Below are 22,522 nucleotides of genomic sequence, written 5' to 3' on the forward strand. Positions count from 1 at the left end.
GCCCTTCGCGTTTCGGTCAGACGGCCGGCGGGCGGTCCTCTGCCTCCGGGAGCGAGGAGCGGCAGCACATCCGGTGCGACTCCAGGGTCTTGCCGATACGGGTCGCCCCCTCGGTGTCACCGCGGAGCGCAGCCGCCAGCTTCGCCGCCGCCAGCAAGGTGCAGGAGACGCACCTCTGCTCCCTCTGCGGCGCCGTCACCCGTGCACCTCCCGCAAGTGGCGTCCCATGAGCACGATGCAGTCGGTCACCTTGCTCGCATCGCTCCGCTCGGCGGCTTCCGCACGCTCGGCCTTGATCCGGTCGCACTCCGCACAGCGACTCTGACCCATCACCTGTTCGACCCCTCGTGTGTTCCGTTCTTGAGGAGCGGGCAACTCCCCTTACGGAAAACCATGTTTCCGCTGCGCCGAGTCACCGACCAGGGGTTTTATGTTTCCAACCGAGTTGGAAAGACGGTGAGTTGAACGTATGAACGAGGAGCCACAGGACGGGCCGGGCTACTACGGACGGGAGGTGAGGCACGCCCGGGAGCACGCGGGCAAAACGCAGCAGGACCTCGCCGATGCGACCGGATACAAGGTCCCGTACGTCTCGAAGATCGAGAACGGCAAGACGCTCGGGAGCGAATTGTTCGCGTCAGGGTGCGACCGCTTCTTCGGTACGTCCGGTTACTTCCTGCGGATGCACCGGAGATTGTGCGAGCGTGGTCATCCCTCGTGGTTTGTTCCCTACGTCAAGCTGGAACGTGAAGCGAAAACCATCTGCGCCTACTCGTGCCCGATGGTCAAGGGGATTCTGCAGATTCCGGATTACGCCGAGACCGTTCTCCGGGCGTCTCACCTGACCCTGTCCGCGGAGGACCTCAAGGCGCGAGTCGAGGCCCGTATGGCTCGGCGGCAAGCTCTGGAGGGCGAGACTCCCGCCGCCCTCTGGATGATCCTGCATGAGTCCGTTCTGCGCACCATGGTGGGCGGGACAGCCGTCATGAGCAGGCAGCTCGGACAATTGCTGGAGGACGCGGGAAGCCCCCAAATCACCATCCAGATCCTGCCGTTCGAGGCGGGCGCACCCGCATGGCTGCCCCCCTTTACCCTGCTCACGCAGGAGGAAGGGCCCACCTTCCTCTACGAGGAAGGCCAGCAGCACGGACGGCTGGACGATTCAGCAGCGGCAGTGGAGCATGCGCAGGCCATCTACGACCGCTTGCGTGCCGACGCGCTGTCGCCCGCCCAGTCGGCGGACCTCATTCACAGAACATTGGAGGCGTACACCCATGAGCACAGCCCCGGACCTCGCCCACGCGATATGGGCGAAGTCGAGCCACAGCGGCGCAAACGGCGGAGATTGCGTCGAGTGGGCCCCCGCCTTTACGGCCTCCGGCGTCGTCCCCATACGTGACAGCAAGGGCACCCACGACACCGCCCTGCTCTTCCCGGCACCGTCCTGGGTCGCTTTCGTCAACGGCCTCAAGCGCCCAGGGGGTGCCAGGTGGGCGTGAATGGGGGGTCACGGCAGGTTGACGAGCGACTGGACGCCACGACGCATACCTCAGCACGCTAGCTCTATGTCCGCGACCACTCGCATCACTGTCACGCTCCCGACCGAGCAAGTGGCCGAGCTCAAGAAGCTCACCGACAACGTCTCCGGTTATGTGGCCGAGGCAGTCGCCCGCCAGATCCGGCATCAGCTGCTCGGCGAGTACCTACGTCAGTACCAGGAAGAGCACGGCGCCTTCACCGACGAGGAGCGTCGCGAGGCAGCCCGGCGGGTGGCCGAACTGATGGGCCGGCCCGCGCCGGACGAGTAGCCCGGGCCCGGGCTACCGCCCCAGCACCCGGTCCTTCAGTGCCGGGAACTCCTCCCGGGTCTTCGCCACCCGGGCCATGTCCAGGTCGACGGTGAGCACCTGCTCCTCCCGCCCCGCCTCGGCGAGCACCTCGCCCCAGGGGTCGACGACGATGCTGTGCCCGGCCTGCGGGGTGTCCGCGTGCGTACCGGCGGTGCCGCAGGCGAGGACGTACGCCTGGTCCTCCACCGCGCGAGCGCGGGCGAGCAGGGTCCAGTGGGCGCGGCGGCGTTCGGGCCAGCCCGCCGGGATGACGAAGGTCTGGGCGCCCGCGTCCGCCAGCGCCCGGAACAGCTCGGGGAAGCGCAGGTCGTAGCAGGTGGCCAGGCCCAGGGTGGTGTGCGGCAGGGGGACGGTGACGGGGTCGGTGCCCGCGCTCATCAGGACGGCCTCGCCCCGGTCGAAGCCAAATCGGTGGATCTTGCGGTAGGTGCGGGCGAGTTCACCGTCGGGGGAGAAGACCAGCGAGGTGTTGTAGAGGGCACCATCCGGGCCGAGCTCCACGATCGAACCCGCGTGCAGCCAGACTCCCGTGTCATGCGCGGCGGTTGACATCACCTCGGCCGTCGGTCCGTCCAGCCGCTCCGCCTCGGCGGCGAAGGAGTCAAAGGCGAAGGCGCCCACCGGCCAGAGTTCGGGGAGCACCACAAGGTCGCTGCCCTGCTGGTCACGGACCAGAGCGGCGGCCCGCTCGCGGCGTGCGGCCGGGGTCTCGGCCGGGTCCACTGTGATCTGGATCAACGAGGCGCGCACGATACCACCACTCTCAGGCGACGAAACCTCTGCCGGGTTGCCCATGCGCAGCGTAACTTAACTGCAGAGCACCCCAGAAAGCACCTGCCCCGCCATCCGTCGCGCACCGCCCGAAGGACCACTGTGACCGTCCACCCAAGCCTTCAGCCCGCCATCGACGCCTGGACCCATTCCATCGAAGCGATCAATGATTTGGTGAAACCCCTCGCCGAAGGCGACTGGAACCGGCGCACCGAGTGCCCCGGGTGGTCGGTGCGCGATGTGGTCTCGCATGTGATCGGGGTGGAGAACGAAATGCTGGGTGAACCACGGCCGATCCACACCCTGCCGCGTGATCTCTACCATGTGATCGACGAGTTCACGCGCTATATCGAGGTGCAGGTCGATGTGCGGCGCTGTCACACCGCGTTGGAGATGACCTCGGAGCTGGAGTACACGATCATCCGGCGCTCGCGGCAACTGCGCAATGAGACGCGGTCGCCGCAGTCCCCGGTGCGCTGGCCGCTGGGCAGCGGCACCGAGCAGACCCTCGAACGGGCGTTGACCATAAGGGCCTTCGACGTATGGGTGCACGAGCAGGATCTGCGCCGGGCGCTGGGTGCGCCCGGCAACCTGGACTCGCCGGGCGCGGTGATCACCCGGGACTTCCTGCTGGCCGCGCTGCCCAAGGTGGTGGCCAAGGACGCGGGCGCGCCGCCCGGTGCGGCGGTGGTCTTCGATGTGCACGGCCCGTTGGAGTTCCTGCGGACCGTGCGGGTGGACGAGCGGGGCCGGGGCAGCATCGGCAGCACCGTCTCGCTGGGCCCGGCGGTGACCTTCGGGCTGGACTGGGAGACCTATGTCCGACTGGCCTGCGGCCGGGTGCGGCCGGAGGCGGTCGCGGACCGGATCAAGGCGGAGGGCGAGGCGGAGCTTGCGGAAGCGATCCTCCGTGAGTTCGCGATCACGCCCTGAGGGATGTCGGGTCTTGGCGCCCGGCCTCGACGTCGGGCCTTGACGTCGGGCCTTGAGGTCAGGCCTTGAGATCCTGTATGGGGACGTGCACCGTCTCCACCCGGGACGCCACCACCCGTTCCTGCTCGCGCCGTTGGGCCCGCTTGCGGAGCCGCAGGATCTGGGACAGGCCCAGCCCCTGGAGGACGAAGACCGCGGAGAACGCGGCCCGGTAGTCGCCGCCGGTGGCGTCCAGCGCGATGCCGACGGCGAGCAGGGTGGTGATGGAGGCGGTGAAGCCGCCCATGTTGACGATGCCGGACGCCGTGCCCTGCCGCTCCGGCGGGTTGGCGGGCCGGGCGAAGTCGAAGCCGATCATCGAGGCGGGGCCGCAGGCGCCGAGCACCACGCACAGCACGATCAGCAGCCACATCGGTGCGTGCGGCCCGGGCCAGCAGACGGCCGCCGCCCACAGCAGGGCGGTCGCCGTGACGGTGCCGAGCACCAGCGGCAGCCGGGCGTCATGGTGCCGGGCGATGATCTGGCCATAGACCAGGCCAATGGCCATGTTCACCAGGACGACCAGGGTCAGCAGCTCGCCCGCGCCCTCCCGGGACAGCCCCTCGGCCTCCACCAGGAACGGCATGCCCCACAGCAACAGGAACACCATGGCTGGGAATTGGGTGGTGAAGTGCACCCACATCCCCAGCCGGGTGCCCGGCTCCTGCCAGGCGAGGGTGATCTGGCGGCGCACATAGCCGCTGCCGGGGTGGGGACCGGGCGTCGGTTCGCAGCCCTCGGGATGGTCCTTGAGGAAGGCCAGCAGCAGGACCAGGACCACCACGCCCGCCATCGCGCTGCCCCCGAAGGTCGCCGCCCAGCCCTGGCTGTGCAGGAGTTGGGCCAGCACGAGCGTGGAGACCAGGTTGCCCGCCATCCCGAACAGCGCGGCGACCTGGGCGATCATCGGCCCGTGGCGCACCGGGAACCAGCGCGAGCCGAGCCGCAGCACGCTGATGAAGGTCATGGCGTCACCACAGCCGAGCAGCGCCCGGGAGGCCAGTGCCATGCCGTAGGAGTGGGAGAGCGCAAACCCGAACTGCCCGGCGGTGAACAGCACCACGCCCAGGGCCAGCACCTTCTTGGTGCCCATCCGGTCGACCATCAGGCCGACGGGTATCTGCATGCCCGCGTAGACCAGCAGTTGGAGGATGGAGAACGTGGACAGGGCGGAGGCGTTGATGTGGAACCGCTGCGCGGCATCGATCCCGGCCACGCCCAAGCTGGTGCGGAAGATGATGGCGACGAAGTAGACGCCGACGCCGATCCCCCAGACGGCCACCGCCCGCCGGCCGCCCGGAGGGTCACCGGGCAGGGATATCGGGCTCACGCTCATGCTTGTCCCTCGCTTCGCTCGGGCCCGCACGAGCGCGGCACGCACCTTTCAATGATGAGCTCACTGCGTTCGCTCATGCTTGCCCCTCGCTTCGCTCGGACCCGCACGAGCGCGGCACGCACCCTTCGATGATGAGCTCACCGCGTTCGCTCATCGGGCCTCTCCCCGGGCGAGGTTGCGCACCCAGCTGACGTGCCGGTCGACGATCTCGGTCGCGGCCGTGGCGTCCCCGGCGCGCAGTGCGTCGAGGATCTCGGTGTGCTCGGCGATGTTCTTGGCGATCCGGTCGGGGTGGGCGTGCATGACCGCCACGCCCATCCGCAACTGCCGGTCGCGGAGCTGGTCGTAGAGGCGGGACAGGATCTGGTTGCCCGCGCTGCGCACGATCTCCGCGTGGAAGGCCCGGTCGCTGACCGAGACGGCGGCGAGGTCACCCGACTCGGCCTGCTGCCGCATGTCGTCGACGAGCTCCTCCAGCCGGGCGATGAGCCGGGGCGGCGCGGGCACGGCCTTGGCCGCCGCGTGCTTCTCCACCAGCAGCCGGGTCTCCACCACATCCGCGATCTCCTGTGCGGATACGGCAAGCACGAGCGCCCCCTTCTTGGGGTAGAGCTTGAGCAGGCCCTCGCCCTCCAGCCTGAGCAGCGCCTCCCGGACGGGAGTCCGGGACACCCCTACGGCCTCGGCCAGGCCGCCCTCGGTCAGCAGGGTGCCGCCCTCGTAACGCCGGTGCAGGACGGCGTCCTTCACATGCGCGTAGACGCGGTCGGCGGCGGGCGGCTGTCTGTCCTGGACGGTGGGAGCGGAAGGCATGCGCACAGCATAGATACAAGACAGATGCCTGATCAGCCCATGTCCGCGATCCGGACAGCGGCTGGTACGTACCGTTACGCAGCCGCCTGGTCGGTCAATGGGGTGATGAAGACAAAGCGCAGATCCGGACGCTGTATGGGCAGCAGTACGTGGCTCACCACCCGGATCTCCCGGTTGCCGTGATACGGCAGGCGGAGCCGGTAGACGTCGCCGTCCCGGTGCTCGACGACGTCATGCTCCTCCGACCAGATGCGGCGGCAGTCCACGTCCGCGTCCAGGATGTCGCGGACCAGGGTGCGTAGTTCGGGGTCGCCGGGATTGCTGTTGGCGGCTACCCGGAGCATGGCCAGATACGTACGGGCGCAGGCGTCTTCCCAGTCGAGCATCTGCTCGCGGGCCTCGGGGTGCAGCAGGGCCCAGCGCATCAGGTTGGCCCCGGGGCGCAGCACCCAGGGGAACCACTCGCCCATCAGCGCGTTGGCGGCAACCACGTTCCAGGCGGTGTCGGAGAGGTAGGAGGGGTAGCTCGCCTGCTGCTGGAGCAGGTCCTTGACGCCCTGCGGCAGTTCCTCGCGTTCCCGGGCGAGCTGGGCGGGCGGGCGGCGGCCGCAGACGGCGAGGAAGAGCGTGAGCGTCTCGGCGTCGCTCAGCCGCAGCGCCTCGGCGACCCGCTGCAGAAAGCTCTCCGAGAAGTCGTGGCGGCGCCCGGCCTCCAGGGTGCGGTACCAGCCCTCGCTGACGCCGGTCATCCGGGCGACCTGGGCCTGGGAGAGCCGCCGGCCGGGACGCGGGTAGACGCCGCGCAGCTCGGGGAGGTCGCGGGCGTCCACCCGGGCACGCCAGGCGCGCAGCAGGCGGCTGATGGATTCGCCGTCGTACACCGGACGTCCTCCCAAGACCGACACTGCAAGTGTCGGTCAATCTTAAGTAAATTGCCCAGCATGGGCCATTCCGCCCCCTGCCAGGGTGGTGTCCCTAGGCCGCTCCGCGCCCTGGGGCCCGGATCTCGCTTTCTCCTCACTGGAGGGGGGTGAGGAGTGAGCGTGTCCGGGCCCTTTTTCCTGTTACGCGGGGCTTTCCGCCGGGGCTCAGCCCCAGGTCATCAGGCGCTTGGGGTGCTCCAGCACGGCCGCGGTGTCGGCCAGCACCCGGGAGCCCAGTTCGCCGTCGACAAGCCGGTGGTCGAAGGACAGCGCCAGGGTGGTGACCTGGCGGGGCTTGATCTTCCCCCGGTGGACCCAGGGCTGGAGCTTGATCGCGCCGAACGCCAGGATCGCGGACTCGCCGGGGTTGAGGATGGGCGTGCCGGTGTCGACGCCGAAGACGCCGACGTTGGTGATGGTGACCGTGCCGCCCTGCATGTCGGCGGGCGCGGTCCTGCCCTCCCGCGCGGTGGCGATCAGCTCGGCCAGGGCGGTGGACAGTTCGGGCAGGGTCTTGGTCCCGGCGTCCTTGATGTTGGGGACGATCAGGCCGCGCGGAGTGGCGGCGGCGATGCCCAGGTTGATGTAGTCCTTGCGGACGATCTCCTGATTCGCCTCGTCCCAGGCCGCGTTGACGTCCGGGTTCCGCTTGATCGCCAGGAGCAGCGCCTTGGCGACGATCAGCAGCGGGTTGATGCGCAGCCCGGCCATGTCGGGGTCGGCCTTGAGCTGCTGGACGAGCTTCATGGTGCGCGTGACGTCGACGGTGATGAACTCCGTGACATGCGGCGCGGTGAAGGCGCTCGCCACCATGGCCTGGGCGGTGGCCTTGCGGACGCCCTTGACCGGAATCCGGGTCTCGCGGGGTGCGGCGGCCGGGGCAATGGGGGCCACCGGCTCGGCGGGTGCGATGGCCGCGACGGCCTGCTGTGCGGCGGCGTGTACGTCCTCGCGGGTCACGACCCCTTCGGGCCCGGTCGGTACGACCGTGGTCAGGTCGATGCCGAGGTCCTTGGCGAGCTTGCGCACCGGGGGCTTGGCGAGCGGCCGGCTCGCCGCCGGGGCCGGGGCGCCTATGGCGTGGTGGCCCTCGGGGGCGGCACCGGCCGCGCCGGTGCCGACTCCGGCGGGTGCGGTGCCCGGCACGGCCGGGGCGGCGTGCCCGTTGAGCTCGGCCTGGATCGCGGCGGCGGCCGCCCTGCTCGCCTGCGCGGGGGTGACGGTGCCCTCGGTGCCCGCCGAGGCCGGGGCGCCCTGCCCGGTCGTGCCCGGCTGGGGCTTGCGCGGCCTGCGCTTGGTCGAGGAGGGCGCGGCGCCGTAGCCGACCAGCACGGCCTGGCGGCCCTGCCCTTCCGGCGGGCGGTGGCTGTCTGAGGGATCGGCGGGCGCGGTGGGCTCGGCGGGGGCGGGCCCGGCCGGTCCGGCGGCGGGCATGGTGTCCACGGAGATGATCGGGGTGCCGACATCCACCGTGGTGCCCTCGTCGAAGCGCAGCTCGTGCACCACGCCGTCGAAGGGGATGGGCAGTTCCACGGCCGCCTTGGCGGTCTCCACCTCGCAGACCACCTGTCCGTCGGAGACGGTGTCCCCCACGGCCACGTACCACTTGAGGATCTCGGCCTCGGTGAGCCCCTCGCCCACGTCGGGCATCTTGAACTCGCGGAAGCGCTCGGCACTGCTCGTCGTCTTGGCGGTCATCGTCATGACTCTCCTCAGCCCTCAGTACGCCAGCGCGCGGTCTACGGCGTCGAGTACCCGGTCCAGTCCCGGAAGGTACTCGTCCTCCAGCCGCGACGGCGGATAGGGAGCGTGGTAGCCGCCGACCCGTAGGACGGGGGCCTCCAGGTGGTAGAAGCAGCGCTCGGTGATCCGCGCGGCGATCTCGGCGCCCGAGCCGAAGAAGACGGGCGCCTCGTGGACGACGACCAGCCGGCCGGTCTTCCGCACGGACGCCTGGATGGCGTCGAAGTCGACGGGCGAGATCGAGCGCAGGTCCAGGACCTCCAGCGACTTGCCCTCCTCGGCGGCGGCGCCGGCCGCCTCGAGACAGGTCTTGACCATCGGGCCATAGGCGGCCAGCGTCAGGTCGGTGCCCTCGCGGACCGTACGGGCGGTGTGCAGCGGGCCCGGGATGGCGTCGAAGTCGACCTCGGAGCGGTCGTGGTAGCGGCGCTTGGGCTCGAAGTAGATGACCGGGTCATCGCTCTGGATGGCCTGCTGGAGCATCCAGTACGCGTCGGAGGAGTTGGATGGCGAGATGACCTTCAGGCCCGCCACATGCGCGAACAGCGCCTCCGGCGATTCGCTGTGGTGCTCCACGGCGCCGATCGCGCCGCCATAGGGGATGCGGATGACGACCGGCATCTTGATCTTGCCGAGCGCGCGGGCGTGCATCTTGGCGAGCTGGGTGACGATCTGGTCGTACGCGGGGAAGACAAACCCGTCGAACTGGATCTCCACCACCGGCCGGTAGCCGCGCAGCGCCAGGCCGATGGCGGTGCCGACGATGCCGGACTCGGCGAGCGGGGTGTCGATGACCCGGTCCTCGCCGAAGTCCTTCTGCAGTCCGTCGGTGACCCGGAAGACGCCGCCGAGCTTGCCGACGTCCTCGCCCATGACCAGGACCTTGGGGTCGGTCTCCAGCGCGGTGCGCAGGGAGGCGTTGATCGCCTTGGAGATCGAGAGCTTCTCGGTGGTCATCAGTGGCTCTCCTCGGGGCCCGCTCCGGCGAATGACGCCTGGTAGGCGGCGAATTGTGCGCGTTCCTCGTCGACCAGGGCGTGGCCGTCGGCGTAGATGTGCTCAAAGAGCGCCATGTGGTCGGGGTCGGGCATGGTGCGCACGGTGTCCCGCACCCGCTTGGCGAGGGCGTCGCTCTCGCTCTCCAGGGCGGTGAAGAACGCCTGGTCGGCGTGGCCCTCGCGGTCCAGCAGGCGGCGCAGCCGCAGGATCGGGTCCTTGGCCTCCCACAGCTCGCGCTCCTCGTCCCGCCGGTAGCGGGTGGGGTCGTCGGAGGTGGTGTGGGCGCCCATGCGGTAGGTGAACGCCTCGACCAGGGTGGGTCCGGCACCCGTACGGGCGCGCTCCAGCGCGGACTTGGTGACGGCGAGGCAGGCGAGGACGTCGTTGCCGTCGACCCGCACGCCGGGGAAGCCGTAGCCCTGGGCGCGCTGGTAGAGCGGGACGCGGGTCTGCTTCTCGGTGGGCTCGGAGATGGCCCACTGGTTGTTCTGGCAGAAGAAGACGACGGGGGCGTTGTAGACGGCGGCGAAGGTGAACGCCTCGGCCACATCGCCCTGGCTGGAGGCGCCGTCGCCGAAGTAGGCGACGACCGCGGAGTCGGCGCCGTCCTTGGTGATGCCCATGGCGTAGCCGGTGGCGTGCAGTGCCTGGGAGCCGATGACGATCGTGTAGAGGTGGAAGTTGTTCTCGTTGGGATCCCAGCCGCCGTTGTTGACGCCGCGGAACATGCCGAGGAGGTTGGTCGGGTCGACCCCGCGGCACCAGGCGACGCCGTGTTCGCGGTAGGTCGGGAAGACGTAGTCGTCGGGGCGGGTGGCCCGGCCGGAACCGATCTGGGCGGCCTCCTGGCCCAGCAGCGAGGCCCACAGGCCCAGTTCGCCCTGGCGCTGCAGGGTGGTGGCCTCGCCGTCGAAGCGGCGGGTCAGCACCATGTCCCGGTACAGGCCGCGCAGTTCCTCGGACGTCACGTCGATGGCGTAGTCAGGGTGCTCGACCCGCTCGCCCTCGGGCGTCAGCAGCTGTACGAGCTCCGGCTGGTCCGACCCGCCGGCCGGCTTCCTGGCGCCGGCGCGTTTGCCGCCGCGCGGCTTGCGCGCGGTGGTGCTGTCCACGGTCACGTGTGCTCCTCCGTCTGTCCGGCTCCCGGGGTCACCGGTGGCCGAATGGGGTCCCCCCGCCGTGGGGCAGGGGGATGCTCGCCCGCTTCCCGACGGCACACGGGGTGGGTGTGCCGAGGCCAGAACCGGGCGTGACAGGCGCCCCGGCGAATGGCCTGCAATAAGCACGTTACCCAGTACTTGGCATTCCTGCGAAACCCCATCTGACCTGCGATTTTGCTTGGATTTCCAAGTAAATCGAGAAAGGGCGGCCAATCCACTGGTCACAGCCTTGCGGGCCGCTTCCGGAACGACCGCACGTTATCCCGGAGGGCAAGAGCAGGGGAAGACTTGATGTGTGAGACTGGCACTGTGCGCGAACAAGGAAAAATCACGGTATTTCTGCTTGACGACCATGAAGTCGTACGGCGTGGCGTCCATGAGTTGCTCTCCGTCGAGGAGGACGTCGAGGTGGTCGGCGAGGCCGGTACCGCCGCGGACGCGGTGGTGCGCATTCTCGCGACCCGGCCCGATGTCGCCGTTCTGGACGTTCGCCTTCCGGATGGCAGTGGCGTTGAAGTATGCCGTGAGATCCGCTCGCACGACGACGGCATCAAATGCCTGATGCTCACCTCGTACGCGGATGACGAGGCCCTGTTCGACGCGATCATGGCGGGGGCGTCCGGCTATGTGCTGAAGGCGATTCGCGGGAATGAGCTGCTTTCCGCAGTGCGCGATGTGGCCGCCGGGAAATCCCTGCTCGACCCGGTCGCGACCGCCCGGGTGCTGGAGCGGCTGCGGGACGGGAAGAGCCCCCGGGGCGACGACCGGCTGGCCTCCCTGACCGAGCAGGAGCGCCGCATCCTGGATCTGATCGGCGAGGGGCTGACCAACCGCGCCATCGGCGAGCGGCTGCACCTCGCCGAGAAGACGATCAAAAACTATGTCTCCAGCCTGCTCTCCAAGCTGGGCATGGAGCGCCGCTCCCAGGCCGCGGCCTATGTCGCCCGCCTGCAGGCCGAGAAGCGCTGAGCGGCCGGGGGCCGATCAGGGAGCGATTAGGGACCAACGTCCCGGCCCCAAGGGGCGGGTGCCTCTACGTGTCCGGAGGGTGACAGGGCACAGTAGGGCCCATGCCTTCCGACGAATACCGGGCGTTCGAACTCCTCGGCGGCCAGCCCTACGGCCGGCTCTCCCTGAGCCTGCACGCGCTTCCCTTCGTCATTCCCACCCGCCATATCGTCATGGACGGCAAGGTCCTGGTGCGGCTGCACGGCGCCTACCCCTACGCACAGGCCTGCGACGGGAGCGTCATCGCCTATGAGGCCGACAACTTCGGCGGCCGCGAGGACGGCGACGAGGACGTCTGGACCACCCAACTCGTGGGCACCGCCCGCCTCTTCACCCCCGGCCCGGCCGAACTCGCGGCCTTCGGCCCGGCCCCCCGCACCGCGGACAACGCACCCTTCCTCCCCGAATACCTGTGCATAGAACCGCAGTTCATCACCCTGCACCACCTTGAAGGCGTACCCGCACGACGAGCCGCACACTCTTCGTGAACTAACATTTGGGACGTGCCGCGCTCAGATGTCCACCCTGTCCCACCCCCCGACGGCGGCACCCTGCGCACCCTGCTGCGCCGCTACCGGCAGGCCGGTGAGCCGGTCAGCTGCGAGCCGCTGACCGAGGGCCTGCTCAACCGCGGCTACCGGCTGTCCACCACCCGCGGCCGGTTCTTCCTCAAGCACCACCTCGACGGCGACCAGGCCGCCATCGCCCGCCAGCACGCCGTGACGCTCCGGCTGAGCGCCCTGGGCCTGCCCGTCGCCCCGCCGGTGGCCGGCACCGACGGCTCGACCGTCGCCGTCCTGGGCGGCCGCTGCTACGCCCTGCACCCCTGGATCGAGGGCCGCCACCGGGACGGCGGCGAACTGACGGCCGCCCAGTCGCGCCGGCTGGGCGCCCTGCTCGGCAAGGTGCACATCAGCCTGGAGGAGGTCATGACGGGCCCGGAGGAGGCGGGCACCGCGCATCCGCAGGACGCCGTGGCGGCCGACCCCGAGGACACCTACGCCCTTATCGAGGCACTGCTGGCACTGGTCCGCCGGGGCAACCGGGGCCATCCCCGGGACGCCTTCGACGAGCTGGCCGAACACCGCCTCGTCGAACGCCGCGCGCTGCTGGAACGGCATGCGCACCGCCGCCCCACCGCGGCGGCCACCCCCGCCCACGGCTGGGTGCACGGCGACTTCCACCCGCTCAACCTGCTCTACCGGGGCGCGGAACCCGCCGCGATCATCGACTGGGACCGGCTGGGCGTCCAGCCGCGCGCGGAGGAGGCGGTACGGGCCGCGGTGATCTTCTTCCTGCGCCCCGACGGCACCCTGGACCTCGCGAAGATACGCCCGTACGCCCGGGCCTACCGCCGGGCGACCGGCGCCGGAGCGGCCGAACTGGCCGCCGCCGTGCACCGGGTGTGGTGGGAGCGGCTCAACGACTTCTGGATGCTGCGCTGGCGCTACCAGCTCGGCGACCACCGCGCCGACCCCGGTTTCCCGGCGTCGGCGGCACTGTCGGTGTGGTGGACGCGCGCCTACGAGGCGGTGCGCGACGCGTTCACCGACTGACCCTCGGGGCCGGTCGCTCAGCCGGTGCCCGGGTTGACCTCGCTGCCATGGCTGCTGCCGCTGCTCGGGCCGGGCGGGTTGGGCTTGTTGTCGGTCGGCTTGTCGGTGGGCTGCGGGTTGGTCGGCTGACCCGTCGGCTCGGGCGGCGTGGGGTTGGTGGTCGGCGGCCGCGAGGGATGCCGGGTCGGCTGGCTGGTCGGCTCGTCGGTCTGCGGATCCCGGGTGTTCTCGTCGCCGGAGGTGTCGCTGGTCTTGTCGTGCTCGGGGGGGCGGGAGCGCCGGGGCTTGTCGGGTGTCTCGCTCGTGCTGGGGCTGGAGCTGACGGACGGGGCGTTGGTGGTCTTGTCCTTGGGGGACTTTTCCTCGGTGCCGCTGCCCTTGTCCTGCGACAGCATTATGGCCACGCCCACCGCCACCGCGATCACCGCCAGCGCGGCGATCAGCCACAGCTTGCCCTTGCCGCCACCACCGCCGCGGCCCCGGCCGCCATGGCCGTAGCCGTCGTCGTCACCGGTGCCACCGATGCCGGGCGGCAGGATCCGCTGCGGGGAGGTGTCACCGTGCTGCGGCAGGGCCGTGGTGGCCGCCATGCCCGCGCCGCCCAGCAGCTGGGTGGCGGCGGTGGCCGCCTCGACCGGCCCGGTGCTCCAGGCGCCGGTGTGGCCGCCTGCCTCGTGCAGCATCTGCAGCCCGTACTGGACCAGCCCGCGCATCTCCTCGGCGCTCTGGAAGCGGTCGTCCGGGTCCTTGGCCAGCGAGCGCATCACCAGCCCGTCGAGCTCCGGCGGCACCGTGCTCAGCACCTGGGACGGCGGCACGGGATTGTCCTGAACATGCTGGTACACGACCGAAAGCGGGGTCTCGCCGGTGAACGGCGGGCGCAGCGCCAGCAGTTCGTAGAGCAGACAGCCGGTGGCATAGAGGTCGGAGCGGGCGTCGACGGTCTTGCCGAGGGCCTGCTCGGGGGAGAGGTATTGCGGGGTGCCCATGACCATGCCGGTCTGGGTCATGGTGGACGCGGCGCCGTGCAGGGCCCGGGCGATGCCGAAGTCCATGACCTTGACCGCGCCCGTGTTGGTGATGATCACGTTGGCGGGCTTGATGTCGCGGTGCACGATGCCGTGCTGGTGGCTGTAGGCCAGCGCCTCCAGCACCCCGGAGACGATGATCAGCGCCTGCTCGGGCGGCGGGGCCTCGGCGTTGAGCAACAGCTCCCGGATGGTGCGGCCTTCAACCAGTTCCATGACGATGTACGGCACGGTGCTGCGGCCGACGATGTCCTCGCCGGAGTCGTAGACGGCCACCACGGCATGGTGGTTCAGCCCGGCCACGGACTGTGCCTCGCGGGTGAAGCGGGCCTTGGAGACCGGGTCCTCGGCGAGGTCGGCGCGCAGCAGCTTCACCGCGACCGTGCGGCCGAGACGGACGTCCTCGGCGGCGAAGACCTCGGCCATGCCGCCGCGGCCGAGCCGGTGGGTCAGCCGGTAGCGGCCGTTGTCAACCAGCCCGCCATTACCCCACATTTCCGGCACATCGGGCATTCCGCCCCCGTTGGCGTCAGGGTCTGACGGACCCTGGCCGCTCTGCGTCTGTGCCATCAGTCCTCGCCGTCGTGTCTGGCCGCTCACATGGGGGCATTGCATGGGGCAATGCCCGGATCAATGCCCGGGCAATACGGTCTTCCACCAAGGCACGCTACAGGCTCCGCGCCGCGCGCCGGTCCGGGATGGACCGGCTATCAAACCTTCGACGCCCCGGGCAAGGCAAATCCGGTGACGCCTTGCCGCGGATCCGATCACGGAACGAGCACGCCGCTTGACGTGCCCCCGGCCTACGGCAAACTTGGCCGAGACACACGATGAACCGATCAACACAGCGCGCCAAGGGGGAAGCAGGACCATGAGCCAGCACGGCGCACAGGGCCGGTACGCAGCAGGACGGTCCGTCGGCGGCGGACGCTACCAGTTGCGCGACCTGCTCGGCGAAGGCGGCATGGCGTCCGTACACCTGGCCCATGACACGGTCCTCGACCGCGACGTGGCGGTCAAGCTGCTGCACACCGAACTCGGCAGGGAATCGTCCTTCCGCGAGCGGTTCCGGCGCGAGGCCCAGTCCGTGGCCAAACTCACGCACACCAACATCGTGTCCGTCTTCGACACCGGCGAGGACGCGGCACCCGGCAGCGGCTCCACCGCGTCCATGCCGTACATCGTCATGGAGTACATCGAGGGCAAGCCGCTGCGCTCGGTGCTGGACGCGGACATCGAGCGGTATGGCGCGATGCCCACCGCCAGAGCACTCAAGATCACAGCGGATGTGCTGGCGGCGCTCGAGGTCAGCCATGAGATGGGCCTGGTCCACCGGGACATCAAGCCCGGCAATGTGATGATGACCAAGCGTGACGTGGTCAAGGTCATGGACTTCGGCATCGCCCGCGCCATGCAGTCCGGCGTCACCTCGATGACCCAGACCGGCATGGTGGTCGGCACCCCGCAGTACCTGTCCCCGGAACAGGCCCTGGGGCGCGGCGTGGATGCCCGCTCGGACCTCTACTCGGTGGGCATCATGCTCTTTGAGCTGCTGACCGGGCGGCTGCCCTTCGACGCGGACTCACCGCTGGCCATCGCGTACGCACATGTCCAGGAGGAGCCGGCCGCGCCCTCCAGCATCAACCGCTCGATCCCGCCGGCCGTCGACGCCCTGGTCGCCCGCGCGCTGAAGAAGAACCCGAACGAGCGCTTCCCGAGCGCCACCGCCATGCGCGACGAATGTGCCCGGGTGGTGAGCGCCGCGCACACGGCGAGCTCCCCGGTGATCACCGCCACCGCCCCGCCGCCGAGCAGCGGCGCCGGGGTCTCCTCGGCGGTCTTCCCCCCGGTGGACCAGCAGGCGATCCCCCAGCCGGGCCCACAGCACCTCCAGACCCCGTACCAGCCCGGCCCGTACAGCAGCGGCTACGCCCAGTCCACCCCGCCCTACCAGGGCTCCGCCACCCCGCCCCTCGGCTATGGCACCCCCTCCCCCTACCAGGCGCCCCAACCGCCCACCCCGGCACGGCCGTCGGACCGGGGCGGCAGGAGCAACAAGCCGCTGCTCATCGGCTCGGCGGCGGTCGCGATCATCGCCGTCATCGGCGTGATCGCCGCCATCTCGCTCAAGACCGACACCTCTTCGGACAAGGCCGACAACTCGAAGGCCGTGCACTCCACAGCCTCGGCCGGCCCGTCGGACAACTCCCAGGCCAGGAAGCATGTCGAGGGCGACAAGACCAAGATCGTGGACACCAAGGTGTGCACCCAGGCGGACGCCGCCTACAACGACAAGACCAAAAAGCGCGCCCCCGACTTCGCCTACGCCTATATCGACTCGGTGAAGAAGTGCTTCCAGGACGCCGGCTGGGAGTACAACGTGGTCTACCAGAATGAGAACACCTGGGGTAAGGGCACCGTGCTGGCCCAGAACCCCCTGAAGGGCGACCCGTTCGACCCCAAGACCTCGATGACGCTGACCGTTTCCACCGGCGACCCGGCGTCCTAGCCCGGCATGACCGGAGGCCGGTCACCGGGCTCTCCCGGCAACCGGCCTCCGGCCGTGACCACTTGGCGGCACTACAGATACGGCCCCGATCGCGCGCCCCCGTGCGGCGGCCGCTCCTCGTCCTCGTCGCCCGTCATGCCGGGCGGCAGGGCCCGCCGCATCTGCTCCAGCTGGGCCCGGGCGGCCATCTGCTGGGCGAACAGGGTGGTCTGGATGCCATGGAAGAGGCCCTCGAGCCAGCCCACCAACTGGGCCTGGGCGATGCGTAGTTCGGCCTCGGTCGGGATGGTGTCGTCCGTGAAGGGGAGCGACAGCCGCTCCAGCTCCTCCACCAGCTCCGGCGCCAGGCCGTCCTCCAACTCCTTGACCGAGCTGTGGTGGATCTCCTTGAGCCGGACCCGGCTCGCCTCGTCCAGAGGTGCCGCCCGCACTTCCTCCAGCAGCTGCTTGATCATGCTGCCGATGCGCATGACCTTGGCGGGCTGTTCGACCATCTCCGTCACCGGGACCTCACGCGATTCCTCGGCGCCCTCCCCATCGCCGGGACCGGCGTTGGCGATAGCCATGCCGTCCGGGCCCACGACCAGGAGGTGCGGGCTCTCCTGCGACCGTTCATTCCTCGGCATATCCATGCCGCCATTCTCTCGCACAGGTGATTTCCCCCTGGTGATGCCCCCGTACCCGCCTGATCGAACAAGCCCGGCGGTGGTGCGTGCCCCATCGGACACTCCCTAGCGTCGCCGCAGCCGCAGCGCGAAGAAGCCAAGGCCCAGGCCGGTGAGGGCCATGCCGGTGCCGAGCGGCAGCACCCGCAGCACCGGGTCCGGCGTCCGGGCAGGCCCACCCCGGCCGTCGTCCGCCCGGACGGCGGCGGCCGGCGGCGGCCGCAGGGGCGGCCGGGCCGGCGGCGCGGGCGGCTCCGCCCCGTCCGCCCGGACATCGCCGGGCGGCGGGAGCCCGGAGCCGCGGCGGACGCGTGGCCGGGGCGACGGGCGGACGGGCGGCGCGGGCGACGGGGAGGCCTCCTCCGACGGCTCCTCGCCGCGCCCGGGGTGGGTACGCCCCTCACCCGCGACCGTCCCGGCCAGCCGCCCCTCCTCGGCCTCGGCCGAGGAGCCGGGCGGCGGCGACACCGGCGGGGGCCGCAGCCCGGCGGCCGGTACGCAGACCACGGTGAGCAGGGCCGCCAGCGCCAGCCCGGCCAGGAACACCGTCCGTACTCCACGGATCACACGGCCAGCCTCACATGCACTCCCGCGCCCCGCTCCCCCGGGACCGCTAGACGGTGAGCAGCACCTTCCCCACGTGCGCGCTCTCCTCCACGACCCGGTGCGCGGCCGCCGCCTCCCGCATCGGCAGGGTCCGGTCGATCACCGGGCGCACCCGGCCGCCGGACACCAGCGGCCAGACGTGCTCGCGCACGGCCGCCACGATCGCCGCCTTCTCGGGAAGCGGCCGCGAGCGCAGCGCGGTGGCCGTCACCGCCGCCCGCTTGGCGAGCAGCTTGCCCAGGTCGAGCTCGGCCTTGCGGCCGCCCTGCAGGCCGATGATGGCCAGCCGGCCGTTGACCGCGAGGGCGTCCACATTCCGTTGCAGGTACTTGGCGCCGATGATGTCGAGGATGACGTCCGCCCCGGCGCCGCCGGTCACCTTGCGCAGCTCCTCGACGAAGTCCTGCTCGCGGTAGTCGATGAGGATGTCCGCGCCCAGTTCGCGGCAGTGCTCCAGCTTCTCCTTGCCGCCCGCCGTGACGGCGACCCGGGCGCCGACCGCCTTGGCCAGCTGCACGGCCATGGTGCCGATGCCGCTGCCCCCGCCGTGCACCAGCAGCGTCTCGCCGGGACGCAGGTGCGCGATCATAAAGACGTTCGACCAGACCGTCGCCGTGACCTCGGGCAGCGCCGCGGCGGCGACCAGGTCCACGCCGTCCGGCACGGGCAGCAGCTGACCGGCCGGCACACAGACCCGCTCCGCGTAACCGCCGCCCGCCAGCAGGGCGCACACCTCGTCGCCGACCGTCCAGCCGCCCACGCCGGGGCCGAGCGCGGCGATCCGCCCGGAACACTCCAGGCCCGGGTACGGGGACGCGCCGGGTGGCGGCTCGTAGAAGCCCTGTCGCTGCAGCAGATCGGCGCGGTTGACGGCGCCGGCCACGACCTCGACCAGGACCTCGCCCTCGCCGGGCACGGGGTCGGGCACCTCGGCCCAGACGAGTGCATCGGGTCCACCGGGGGTGGGGATGGTGATGGCATGCATGGCGGTGAGGCTACTCGCCGCATCCTCCGTCAACCCCCGACGGGCGCAAATAGGGATCATGGGGCCTGTGTCGAATTCACTGAACGCGCTGTTCCGGTCGCTCTGGCGCCGCACCCGGCCGGATTCCGCAGAGGCCGAGGACCTCGAGGCCGGGCGTTCCATCGTGATACCGGCCCAGGGTGTCACCGCCCCCTTGCGGCAGGTTTCCCGGCGGCTCGTCATGGCCCTGCTGGTGCTGGCGGTCACCACGCTGGTCGTCTATCTCGACCGCGAGGGCTACCACGACAACGCGGGCGGCCCGCTCAGCCTGCTCGACGCCGCGTATTACTCCACCGTCACGCTGTCCACCACCGGCTATGGCGACATCACGCCGATGAGTGACAGCGCCCGGCTGACGAATATCTTCGTCGTCACGCCGCTGCGCGTGCTTTTCCTGATCATCTTGGTCGGTACCACTCTCGAAGTCCTGACCGAGCGGACGCGCCACCAGGTGCGCATTCATCGTTGGAGGTCGCGGATGCGAGATCACACCGTAGTCATCGGGTACGGGACCAAGGGCCGCCACACCGTCGAGACGCTGCTCGGCCAGGGACGGCCCAAGGAGAAGATCGTCGTCGTGGACCCGCAGAAGAAGGCCGTGGACGCCGCCAACAACGACGGACTGGTCGGCGTCCTCGGGGATGCCACCCGCTCCGAAACGCTGCGCCGGGCCGAACTGCAGAATGCCGCACAGGTGGTGATCACCACCGAGCGGGACGACACCGCCGCCCTGGTCACACTCACCGCACGGCAGCTCAACAAGCACTCCACGATCGTGGTCGCGGTGCGGGAGGACGAGAACGTTCCGCTGCTCCGGCAGAGCGGCGCCAACACCGTGGTCACCAGCTCCAGTTCGGCGGGGCGGATGCTCGGCATGTCGATGATGAGCCCGCACGTCGGCAATGTCCTGGAGGACCTGCTCACCTATGGCACCGGCCTGGACGTGGTCGAACGCCCCGTCACCAAGGGGGAGGCGGGTCGCTCACCGCGCGACTGCGACGACCTGGTGGTGGCGGTGGTACGCGGTCACCGGCTGCTCCACTACACCGACCCGGAGGCCGCCACCCTCCGGCTCGCCGACCGGGTGATCAGCATCAGGCAGGGGCTGCCCGCCGAGACCTGACGGATGCTCACTCCGGGACGCCGGTCGTCCACGGCAGTTCCAGGAGCACGGTCCGCGAGCCATGGCCCGCGCCGCCGCCCGGCGGGATCACCGCGAGCGCGTCGGCGGCGGCGAGCCCGCGCAGCATGGCGGGCCCGAGGAAGCGCAGCGGGCGCACCGCGCCCGCATGGCGGACCACCGGGACCAGCCGGGTGTCGGCGGGGTGGCCCGGCACCGGACCGGCGAACACGGTGCGCTCCAGGGACGGCACCGGGCGCCCCGAGAGCGCGTACAGCGCGGGCACGGCGAGGGTCAGCAGCCCCGCGACGGCGGCCAGCGGATTGCCGGGGAGCCCCACCAGCTGACGGCCGGGGGCCAGCCGGGCGAGCAGCATCGGGTGCCCGGGGCGCACCGCGACGCCGTCGATCAGCAGCTCGGCGCCCAGCCGCTCCAGCGCGGGGTGGAGGTGGTCGCGGGGGCCGGCGGCGGTACCGCCGGTGGTGATCACCAGATCGGCGGTGGACGCGGCGAGCGCCTGGTACAGGACCTCGGAGTCGTCGGACAGCGAGCCGCGCAGGGTCACCTCGGCACCGAGGGCGCGCAGCCAGGGCCCGAACATCGGGCCGAGCGCATCGCGGATGCGCCCGTCGCACGGCAGGCCCGCGGGCAGCAGCTCGTCGCCGAGCACCAGCAGCTCGACCCGGGGGCGCACGGTGACCCGCAGCTCGTCGTAGCCGGCGGCGGCCGCCAGGCCGAGCACGGCGGGGGTCACCGGGCTTCCGGCGGGCAGCAGTTCATCGCCCATCCGGCATTCCTGGGCGCGGGGCCGGATGTCCTGGCCCTGGGTCACCCGGCGGTTGGCGTGCAGCTCGCGCCCGGTGACCGTGCCGTGCTCGCTGCGCAGCACGGCCGTCGCCCCGGGCGGCACCCGGGCGCCGGTGGCGATGCGGACCGCGTGCCCGTCGCCCAGCGGCCCGGGCGCGGTGTGCCCGGCGAACACGCCGTCCTCCTCGGCGGGCAGCTGCCAGGGGCCGGGCCCGGCCAGCGCCCAGCCGTCCATGGCCGAGGTGTCGAAGGACGGCAGGTCGGTGAGTGCGGTCAGCGGGTCGGCGAGGGTACGGCCGAGGGCGTCCGCCAGGGCGCAGCGCTCGGCGCCCAGGAACCCGGCCGCACCGGCCGCGATGTCCCGGGCGGCGGCCCAGCCGCAGCGGGTGCGCCGGGCGGTCGTGGGCTCGCGCGCTCCCTCGTCCGCGGGGCCCGGCGGGCGGTGGTCCGCGGTCTTCCCCGGGGCGGGGTCGGCGAAGGGGTCGTCCGCGAACGGGAAGTAGCCGCCGCCGTTGCTGCTGCCCGGCCGGGAGAGCTCCTCCGGCGGCGGCGCGTGGTCGGCGGCGAGGAGGGCCAGGGCCTCCTCGGTGGCGCGGTCGAGGGCGTCGTCGGGCTCGTTCATGTCCGTGACCCCCCGTCCGTCTCCTCGGTCCACCGGGCGGCCAGTCCGGCCGCCCGGCGGGCCGCCTCGGTGACGGCCTCCGGCCCGCCGCCGCGCAGTGCGGCGGCATAGCCGACCAGGAAGGTCGTCAGGGGTGCGGCGGGGCGGGCGACGCCATGTGCCGCGTCGCGGGCGAGGTCGAGCAGGGCGGCCGTGTCGACGTCGAGTTCGATGCCGAGTTCCGCCTTGACGGCGGCGATCCATTCATCCAGCACCCCCTTATGGTCCCTGATGCGGGCCCGGGCGGTGTCCACGTCGGCCCAGGTGTCGCAGTCGAAGGACGCCCCGGGGTGGTGCAGCCGGGCGAGTTCCAGCTCGGCGGTGAGCAGGCGCAGGGGGAGCCCGGCGAGGGTGCCGTGTTCGGCGGCGAGCAGGCCGAGTTCACGGCGCAGCGGTTCGGTGCGGTAGGCGGCCACCAGCGGCTGGTCGCGGCCGTCGGGGTCGGTGAGCAGGGCGCCCTCGGCGCCGGTGGTGGCCGCGAGCAGCGCGCGCAGGGTGGGTGGGTCCACAAAGGGCAGGTCGGCCGCGAGCACGAGCACCGCGTCGGCGGTGGTGTGCCGCAGCCCCGCCGCCAGGGCGGCCAGCGGGCCGCCGCCGGGCGGCTCTTCGCGGGCCCAGGTGACCGGGCGCACGGTCGGGCGGCGCGGGCCGACGACCACGGCCGAGCGGGCGCCGGCGCAGGCGCCGAGCACCCGGTCGAGGAGGGTGCGCCCGCCGATCCGCAGGGCGGGCTTGTCCGCCCCGCCGAGCCGCCGAGCCGCGCCTCCGGCGAGTACCACTGCGTCGTATTCGGTCACCCGTCGAGTATGGCGAGGGTTGGCGGGGGTGTGCCCCGGTCCCGCCCTTTCGCCGTTTCCTCCGGGGCTCGCCCCGGGCCCCGCAACGCGGCTTCGCCGCGTTGTCCTCAAACGCCGGACGGGCTGAAGTCAGCCCGTCCGGCGTTTGAGGACAGCACGCGCAGCGTGCTGCGG

24 protein-coding genes are annotated in these 22,522 nt (G+C 71.2%); 9 read left to right on the forward strand and 15 right to left on the reverse strand.

Features of this window, described 5'->3' with window-relative positions; genetic code table 11:
• Positions 1–16: 16 nt before the first annotated feature.
• Both ABCR83_RS27280 and ABCR83_RS27285 read right to left on the reverse strand, forming a co-directional pair.
• Positions 17–199, reverse strand: a complete 183-nt coding sequence (locus tag ABCR83_RS27280; RefSeq protein WP_462697864.1) for a hypothetical protein — start codon at positions 197–199, stop codon at positions 17–19.
• Positions 196–330: a hypothetical protein gene (locus tag ABCR83_RS27285; RefSeq protein WP_462697865.1), complete on the reverse strand. Its 135-nt coding sequence runs from the start codon at positions 328–330 to the stop codon at positions 196–198. The genes ABCR83_RS27280 and ABCR83_RS27285 overlap by 4 nt, the downstream gene beginning before the upstream one ends.
• A gap of 139 nt (positions 331–469) precedes the next feature.
• Here ABCR83_RS27285 and ABCR83_RS27290 point away from each other — a divergent pair, with 139 nt between their 5' ends.
• The 3 genes from ABCR83_RS27290 (at position 470) to ABCR83_RS27300 (ending at position 1,808) form a co-directional block, all read left to right on the forward strand.
• Positions 470–1,399, forward strand: a complete 930-nt coding sequence (locus ABCR83_RS27290; RefSeq protein WP_462697866.1) for a helix-turn-helix domain-containing protein — start codon at positions 470–472, stop codon at positions 1,397–1,399.
• A complete protein-coding gene (locus ABCR83_RS27295) occupies positions 1,305–1,499 on the forward strand; it encodes a DUF397 domain-containing protein (RefSeq protein WP_462697886.1) in 195 nt (64 codons plus the stop codon). Before ABCR83_RS27290 ends, ABCR83_RS27295 begins: the two co-directional genes overlap by 95 nt.
• A 66-nt stretch (positions 1,500–1,565) precedes the next feature.
• Complete coding sequence (locus ABCR83_RS27300; protein ID WP_462697867.1) at positions 1,566–1,808, forward strand: type II toxin-antitoxin system CcdA family antitoxin; 243 nt, start codon at positions 1,566–1,568, stop codon at positions 1,806–1,808.
• A gap of 12 nt (positions 1,809–1,820) precedes the next feature.
• Here ABCR83_RS27300 and ABCR83_RS27305 read toward each other — a convergent pair whose 3' ends face one another.
• Positions 1,821–2,600: a carbon-nitrogen family hydrolase gene (locus ABCR83_RS27305; protein WP_462697868.1), complete on the reverse strand. Its 780-nt coding sequence runs from the start codon at positions 2,598–2,600 to the stop codon at positions 1,821–1,823.
• A 123-nt stretch (positions 2,601–2,723) separates the two neighbouring features.
• Here ABCR83_RS27305 and ABCR83_RS27310 point away from each other — a divergent pair, with 123 nt between their 5' ends.
• The gene (locus ABCR83_RS27310; protein ID WP_462697869.1) at positions 2,724–3,554 is read left to right on the forward strand and encodes a maleylpyruvate isomerase family mycothiol-dependent enzyme; all 831 of its coding nucleotides are present in this window, start codon (positions 2,724–2,726) and stop codon (positions 3,552–3,554) included.
• Between the two features lie 58 nt (positions 3,555–3,612).
• Here ABCR83_RS27310 and ABCR83_RS27315 read toward each other — a convergent pair whose 3' ends face one another.
• From ABCR83_RS27315 to pdhA, 6 genes are all read right to left on the reverse strand, one after another.
• Entirely contained in the window at positions 3,613–4,929 is a 1,317-nt protein-coding gene (locus ABCR83_RS27315; RefSeq protein WP_462697870.1) for an MFS transporter, read from the reverse strand.
• Positions 4,930–5,079: 150 nt separating this feature from the next.
• Positions 5,080–5,742 (reverse strand): GntR family transcriptional regulator, encoded by a 663-nt coding sequence (locus ABCR83_RS27320; protein WP_462697871.1) that lies wholly within the window; start codon positions 5,740–5,742, stop codon positions 5,080–5,082.
• A gap of 74 nt (positions 5,743–5,816) precedes the next feature.
• Positions 5,817–6,623 carry a helix-turn-helix transcriptional regulator gene (locus tag ABCR83_RS27325; RefSeq protein WP_462697872.1) on the reverse strand — a complete coding sequence of 269 codons (807 nt, stop codon included), beginning with the start codon at positions 6,621–6,623 and terminating at the stop codon, positions 5,817–5,819.
• Positions 6,624–6,830: 207 nt separating this feature from the next.
• Positions 6,831–8,363: a dihydrolipoamide acetyltransferase family protein gene (locus tag ABCR83_RS27330; protein WP_462697887.1), complete on the reverse strand. Its 1,533-nt coding sequence runs from the start codon at positions 8,361–8,363 to the stop codon at positions 6,831–6,833.
• A 21-nt stretch (positions 8,364–8,384) separates the two neighbouring features.
• Positions 8,385–9,365 carry an alpha-ketoacid dehydrogenase subunit beta gene (locus tag ABCR83_RS27335; protein ID WP_462697873.1) on the reverse strand — a complete coding sequence of 327 codons (981 nt, stop codon included), beginning with the start codon at positions 9,363–9,365 and terminating at the stop codon, positions 8,385–8,387.
• On the reverse strand, positions 9,365–10,525 hold the full coding sequence (gene pdhA / locus ABCR83_RS27340; RefSeq protein WP_462697874.1) for a pyruvate dehydrogenase (acetyl-transferring) E1 component subunit alpha: 1,161 nt from the start codon (positions 10,523–10,525) through the stop codon (positions 9,365–9,367). The genes ABCR83_RS27335 and pdhA overlap by 1 nt, the downstream gene beginning before the upstream one ends.
• Before the next feature lie 351 nt (positions 10,526–10,876).
• Here pdhA and ABCR83_RS27345 point away from each other — a divergent pair, with 351 nt between their 5' ends.
• From ABCR83_RS27345 to ABCR83_RS27355, 3 genes are all read left to right on the forward strand, one after another.
• Entirely contained in the window at positions 10,877–11,536 is a 660-nt protein-coding gene (locus ABCR83_RS27345) for a response regulator (protein ID WP_462697875.1), read from the forward strand.
• Positions 11,537–11,637: 101 nt separating this feature from the next.
• Positions 11,638–12,063 (forward strand): pyridoxamine 5'-phosphate oxidase family protein, encoded by a 426-nt coding sequence (locus tag ABCR83_RS27350; RefSeq protein ID WP_462697876.1) that lies wholly within the window; start codon positions 11,638–11,640, stop codon positions 12,061–12,063.
• Positions 12,064–12,078: 15 nt separating this feature from the next.
• Positions 12,079–13,131, forward strand: a complete 1,053-nt coding sequence (locus ABCR83_RS27355) for a phosphotransferase (RefSeq protein WP_462697877.1) — start codon at positions 12,079–12,081, stop codon at positions 13,129–13,131.
• Positions 13,132–13,148: 17 nt separating this feature from the next.
• On the opposite strand, the gene ABCR83_RS27360 is transcribed toward ABCR83_RS27355, so the two are convergent.
• A complete protein-coding gene (locus ABCR83_RS27360; RefSeq protein WP_462697878.1) occupies positions 13,149–14,729 on the reverse strand; it encodes a protein kinase domain-containing protein in 1,581 nt (526 codons plus the stop codon).
• Positions 14,730–15,030: 301 nt separating this feature from the next.
• On the opposite strand from ABCR83_RS27360, the gene ABCR83_RS27365 reads away from it, so the two are divergent.
• Positions 15,031–16,668: a protein kinase domain-containing protein gene (locus tag ABCR83_RS27365; RefSeq protein ID WP_462697879.1), complete on the forward strand. Its 1,638-nt coding sequence runs from the start codon at positions 15,031–15,033 to the stop codon at positions 16,666–16,668.
• Positions 16,669–16,739: 71 nt separating this feature from the next.
• Here ABCR83_RS27365 and ABCR83_RS27370 read toward each other — a convergent pair whose 3' ends face one another.
• The 3 genes from ABCR83_RS27370 to ABCR83_RS27380 all read right to left on the reverse strand — a co-directional run bounded on the left by ABCR83_RS27370 (position 16,740) and on the right by ABCR83_RS27380 (position 18,924).
• Positions 16,740–17,300: a bacterial proteasome activator family protein gene (locus ABCR83_RS27370; RefSeq protein WP_462697880.1), complete on the reverse strand. Its 561-nt coding sequence runs from the start codon at positions 17,298–17,300 to the stop codon at positions 16,740–16,742.
• Positions 17,301–17,399: 99 nt separating this feature from the next.
• Complete coding sequence (locus ABCR83_RS27375) at positions 17,400–17,900, reverse strand: hypothetical protein (protein ID WP_462697881.1); 501 nt, start codon at positions 17,898–17,900, stop codon at positions 17,400–17,402.
• 46 nt (positions 17,901–17,946) lie between these two features.
• A complete protein-coding gene (locus tag ABCR83_RS27380; protein ID WP_462697882.1) occupies positions 17,947–18,924 on the reverse strand; it encodes an NAD(P)H-quinone oxidoreductase in 978 nt (325 codons plus the stop codon).
• Positions 18,925–18,982: 58 nt separating this feature from the next.
• On the opposite strand from ABCR83_RS27380, the gene ABCR83_RS27385 reads away from it, so the two are divergent.
• Positions 18,983–20,086, forward strand: coding sequence for a potassium channel family protein (locus tag ABCR83_RS27385; protein ID WP_462697883.1), 1,104 nt, complete (start codon positions 18,983–18,985; stop codon positions 20,084–20,086).
• Positions 20,087–20,093: 7 nt separating this feature from the next.
• On the opposite strand, the gene ABCR83_RS27390 is transcribed toward ABCR83_RS27385, so the two are convergent.
• Together ABCR83_RS27390 and ABCR83_RS27395 are read right to left on the reverse strand one after the other, a co-directional pair.
• Entirely contained in the window at positions 20,094–21,512 is a 1,419-nt protein-coding gene (locus tag ABCR83_RS27390; RefSeq protein WP_462697884.1) for a molybdopterin molybdotransferase MoeA, read from the reverse strand.
• Complete coding sequence (locus ABCR83_RS27395; protein WP_462697885.1) at positions 21,509–22,348, reverse strand: NTP transferase domain-containing protein; 840 nt, start codon at positions 22,346–22,348, stop codon at positions 21,509–21,511. The genes ABCR83_RS27390 and ABCR83_RS27395 overlap by 4 nt, the downstream gene beginning before the upstream one ends.
• Between the last annotated feature and the right edge of the window lie 174 nt (positions 22,349–22,522).

Source organism: Streptomyces xingningensis (assembly GCF_054957865.1).

Bases quoted from the DNA above. Each gene is read 5' to 3' on its own strand.
- ABCR83_RS27285 (WP_462697865.1), bottom strand. From the start codon at position 330: ATGGGTCAGAGTCGCTGTGCGGAGTGCGACCGGATCAAGGCCGAGCGT.
- ABCR83_RS27290 (WP_462697866.1), top strand. From the start codon at position 470: ATGAACGAGGAGCCACAGGACGGGCCGGGCTACTACGGACGGGAGGTG.
- ABCR83_RS27300 (WP_462697867.1), top strand. From the start codon at position 1,566: ATGTCCGCGACCACTCGCATCACTGTCACGCTCCCGACCGAGCAAGTG.
- ABCR83_RS27315 (WP_462697870.1), bottom strand. From the start codon at position 4,929: ATGAGCGTGAGCCCGATATCCCTGCCCGGTGACCCTCCGGGCGGCCGG.
- ABCR83_RS27320 (WP_462697871.1), bottom strand. From the start codon at position 5,742: ATGCCTTCCGCTCCCACCGTCCAGGACAGACAGCCGCCCGCCGCCGAC.
- ABCR83_RS27330 (WP_462697887.1), bottom strand. From the start codon at position 8,363: ATGACCGCCAAGACGACGAGCAGTGCCGAGCGCTTCCGCGAGTTCAAG.
- ABCR83_RS27335 (WP_462697873.1), bottom strand. From the start codon at position 9,365: ATGACCACCGAGAAGCTCTCGATCTCCAAGGCGATCAACGCCTCCCTG.
- ABCR83_RS27350 (WP_462697876.1), top strand. From the start codon at position 11,638: ATGCCTTCCGACGAATACCGGGCGTTCGAACTCCTCGGCGGCCAGCCC.
- ABCR83_RS27360 (WP_462697878.1), bottom strand. From the start codon at position 14,729: ATGGCACAGACGCAGAGCGGCCAGGGTCCGTCAGACCCTGACGCCAAC.
- ABCR83_RS27365 (WP_462697879.1), top strand. From the start codon at position 15,031: ATGAGCCAGCACGGCGCACAGGGCCGGTACGCAGCAGGACGGTCCGTC.
- ABCR83_RS27370 (WP_462697880.1), bottom strand. From the start codon at position 17,300: ATGGATATGCCGAGGAATGAACGGTCGCAGGAGAGCCCGCACCTCCTG.
- ABCR83_RS27380 (WP_462697882.1), bottom strand. From the start codon at position 18,924: ATGCATGCCATCACCATCCCCACCCCCGGTGGACCCGATGCACTCGTC.
- ABCR83_RS27385 (WP_462697883.1), top strand. From the start codon at position 18,983: ATGGGGCCTGTGTCGAATTCACTGAACGCGCTGTTCCGGTCGCTCTGG.
- ABCR83_RS27390 (WP_462697884.1), bottom strand. From the start codon at position 21,512: ATGAACGAGCCCGACGACGCCCTCGACCGCGCCACCGAGGAGGCCCTG.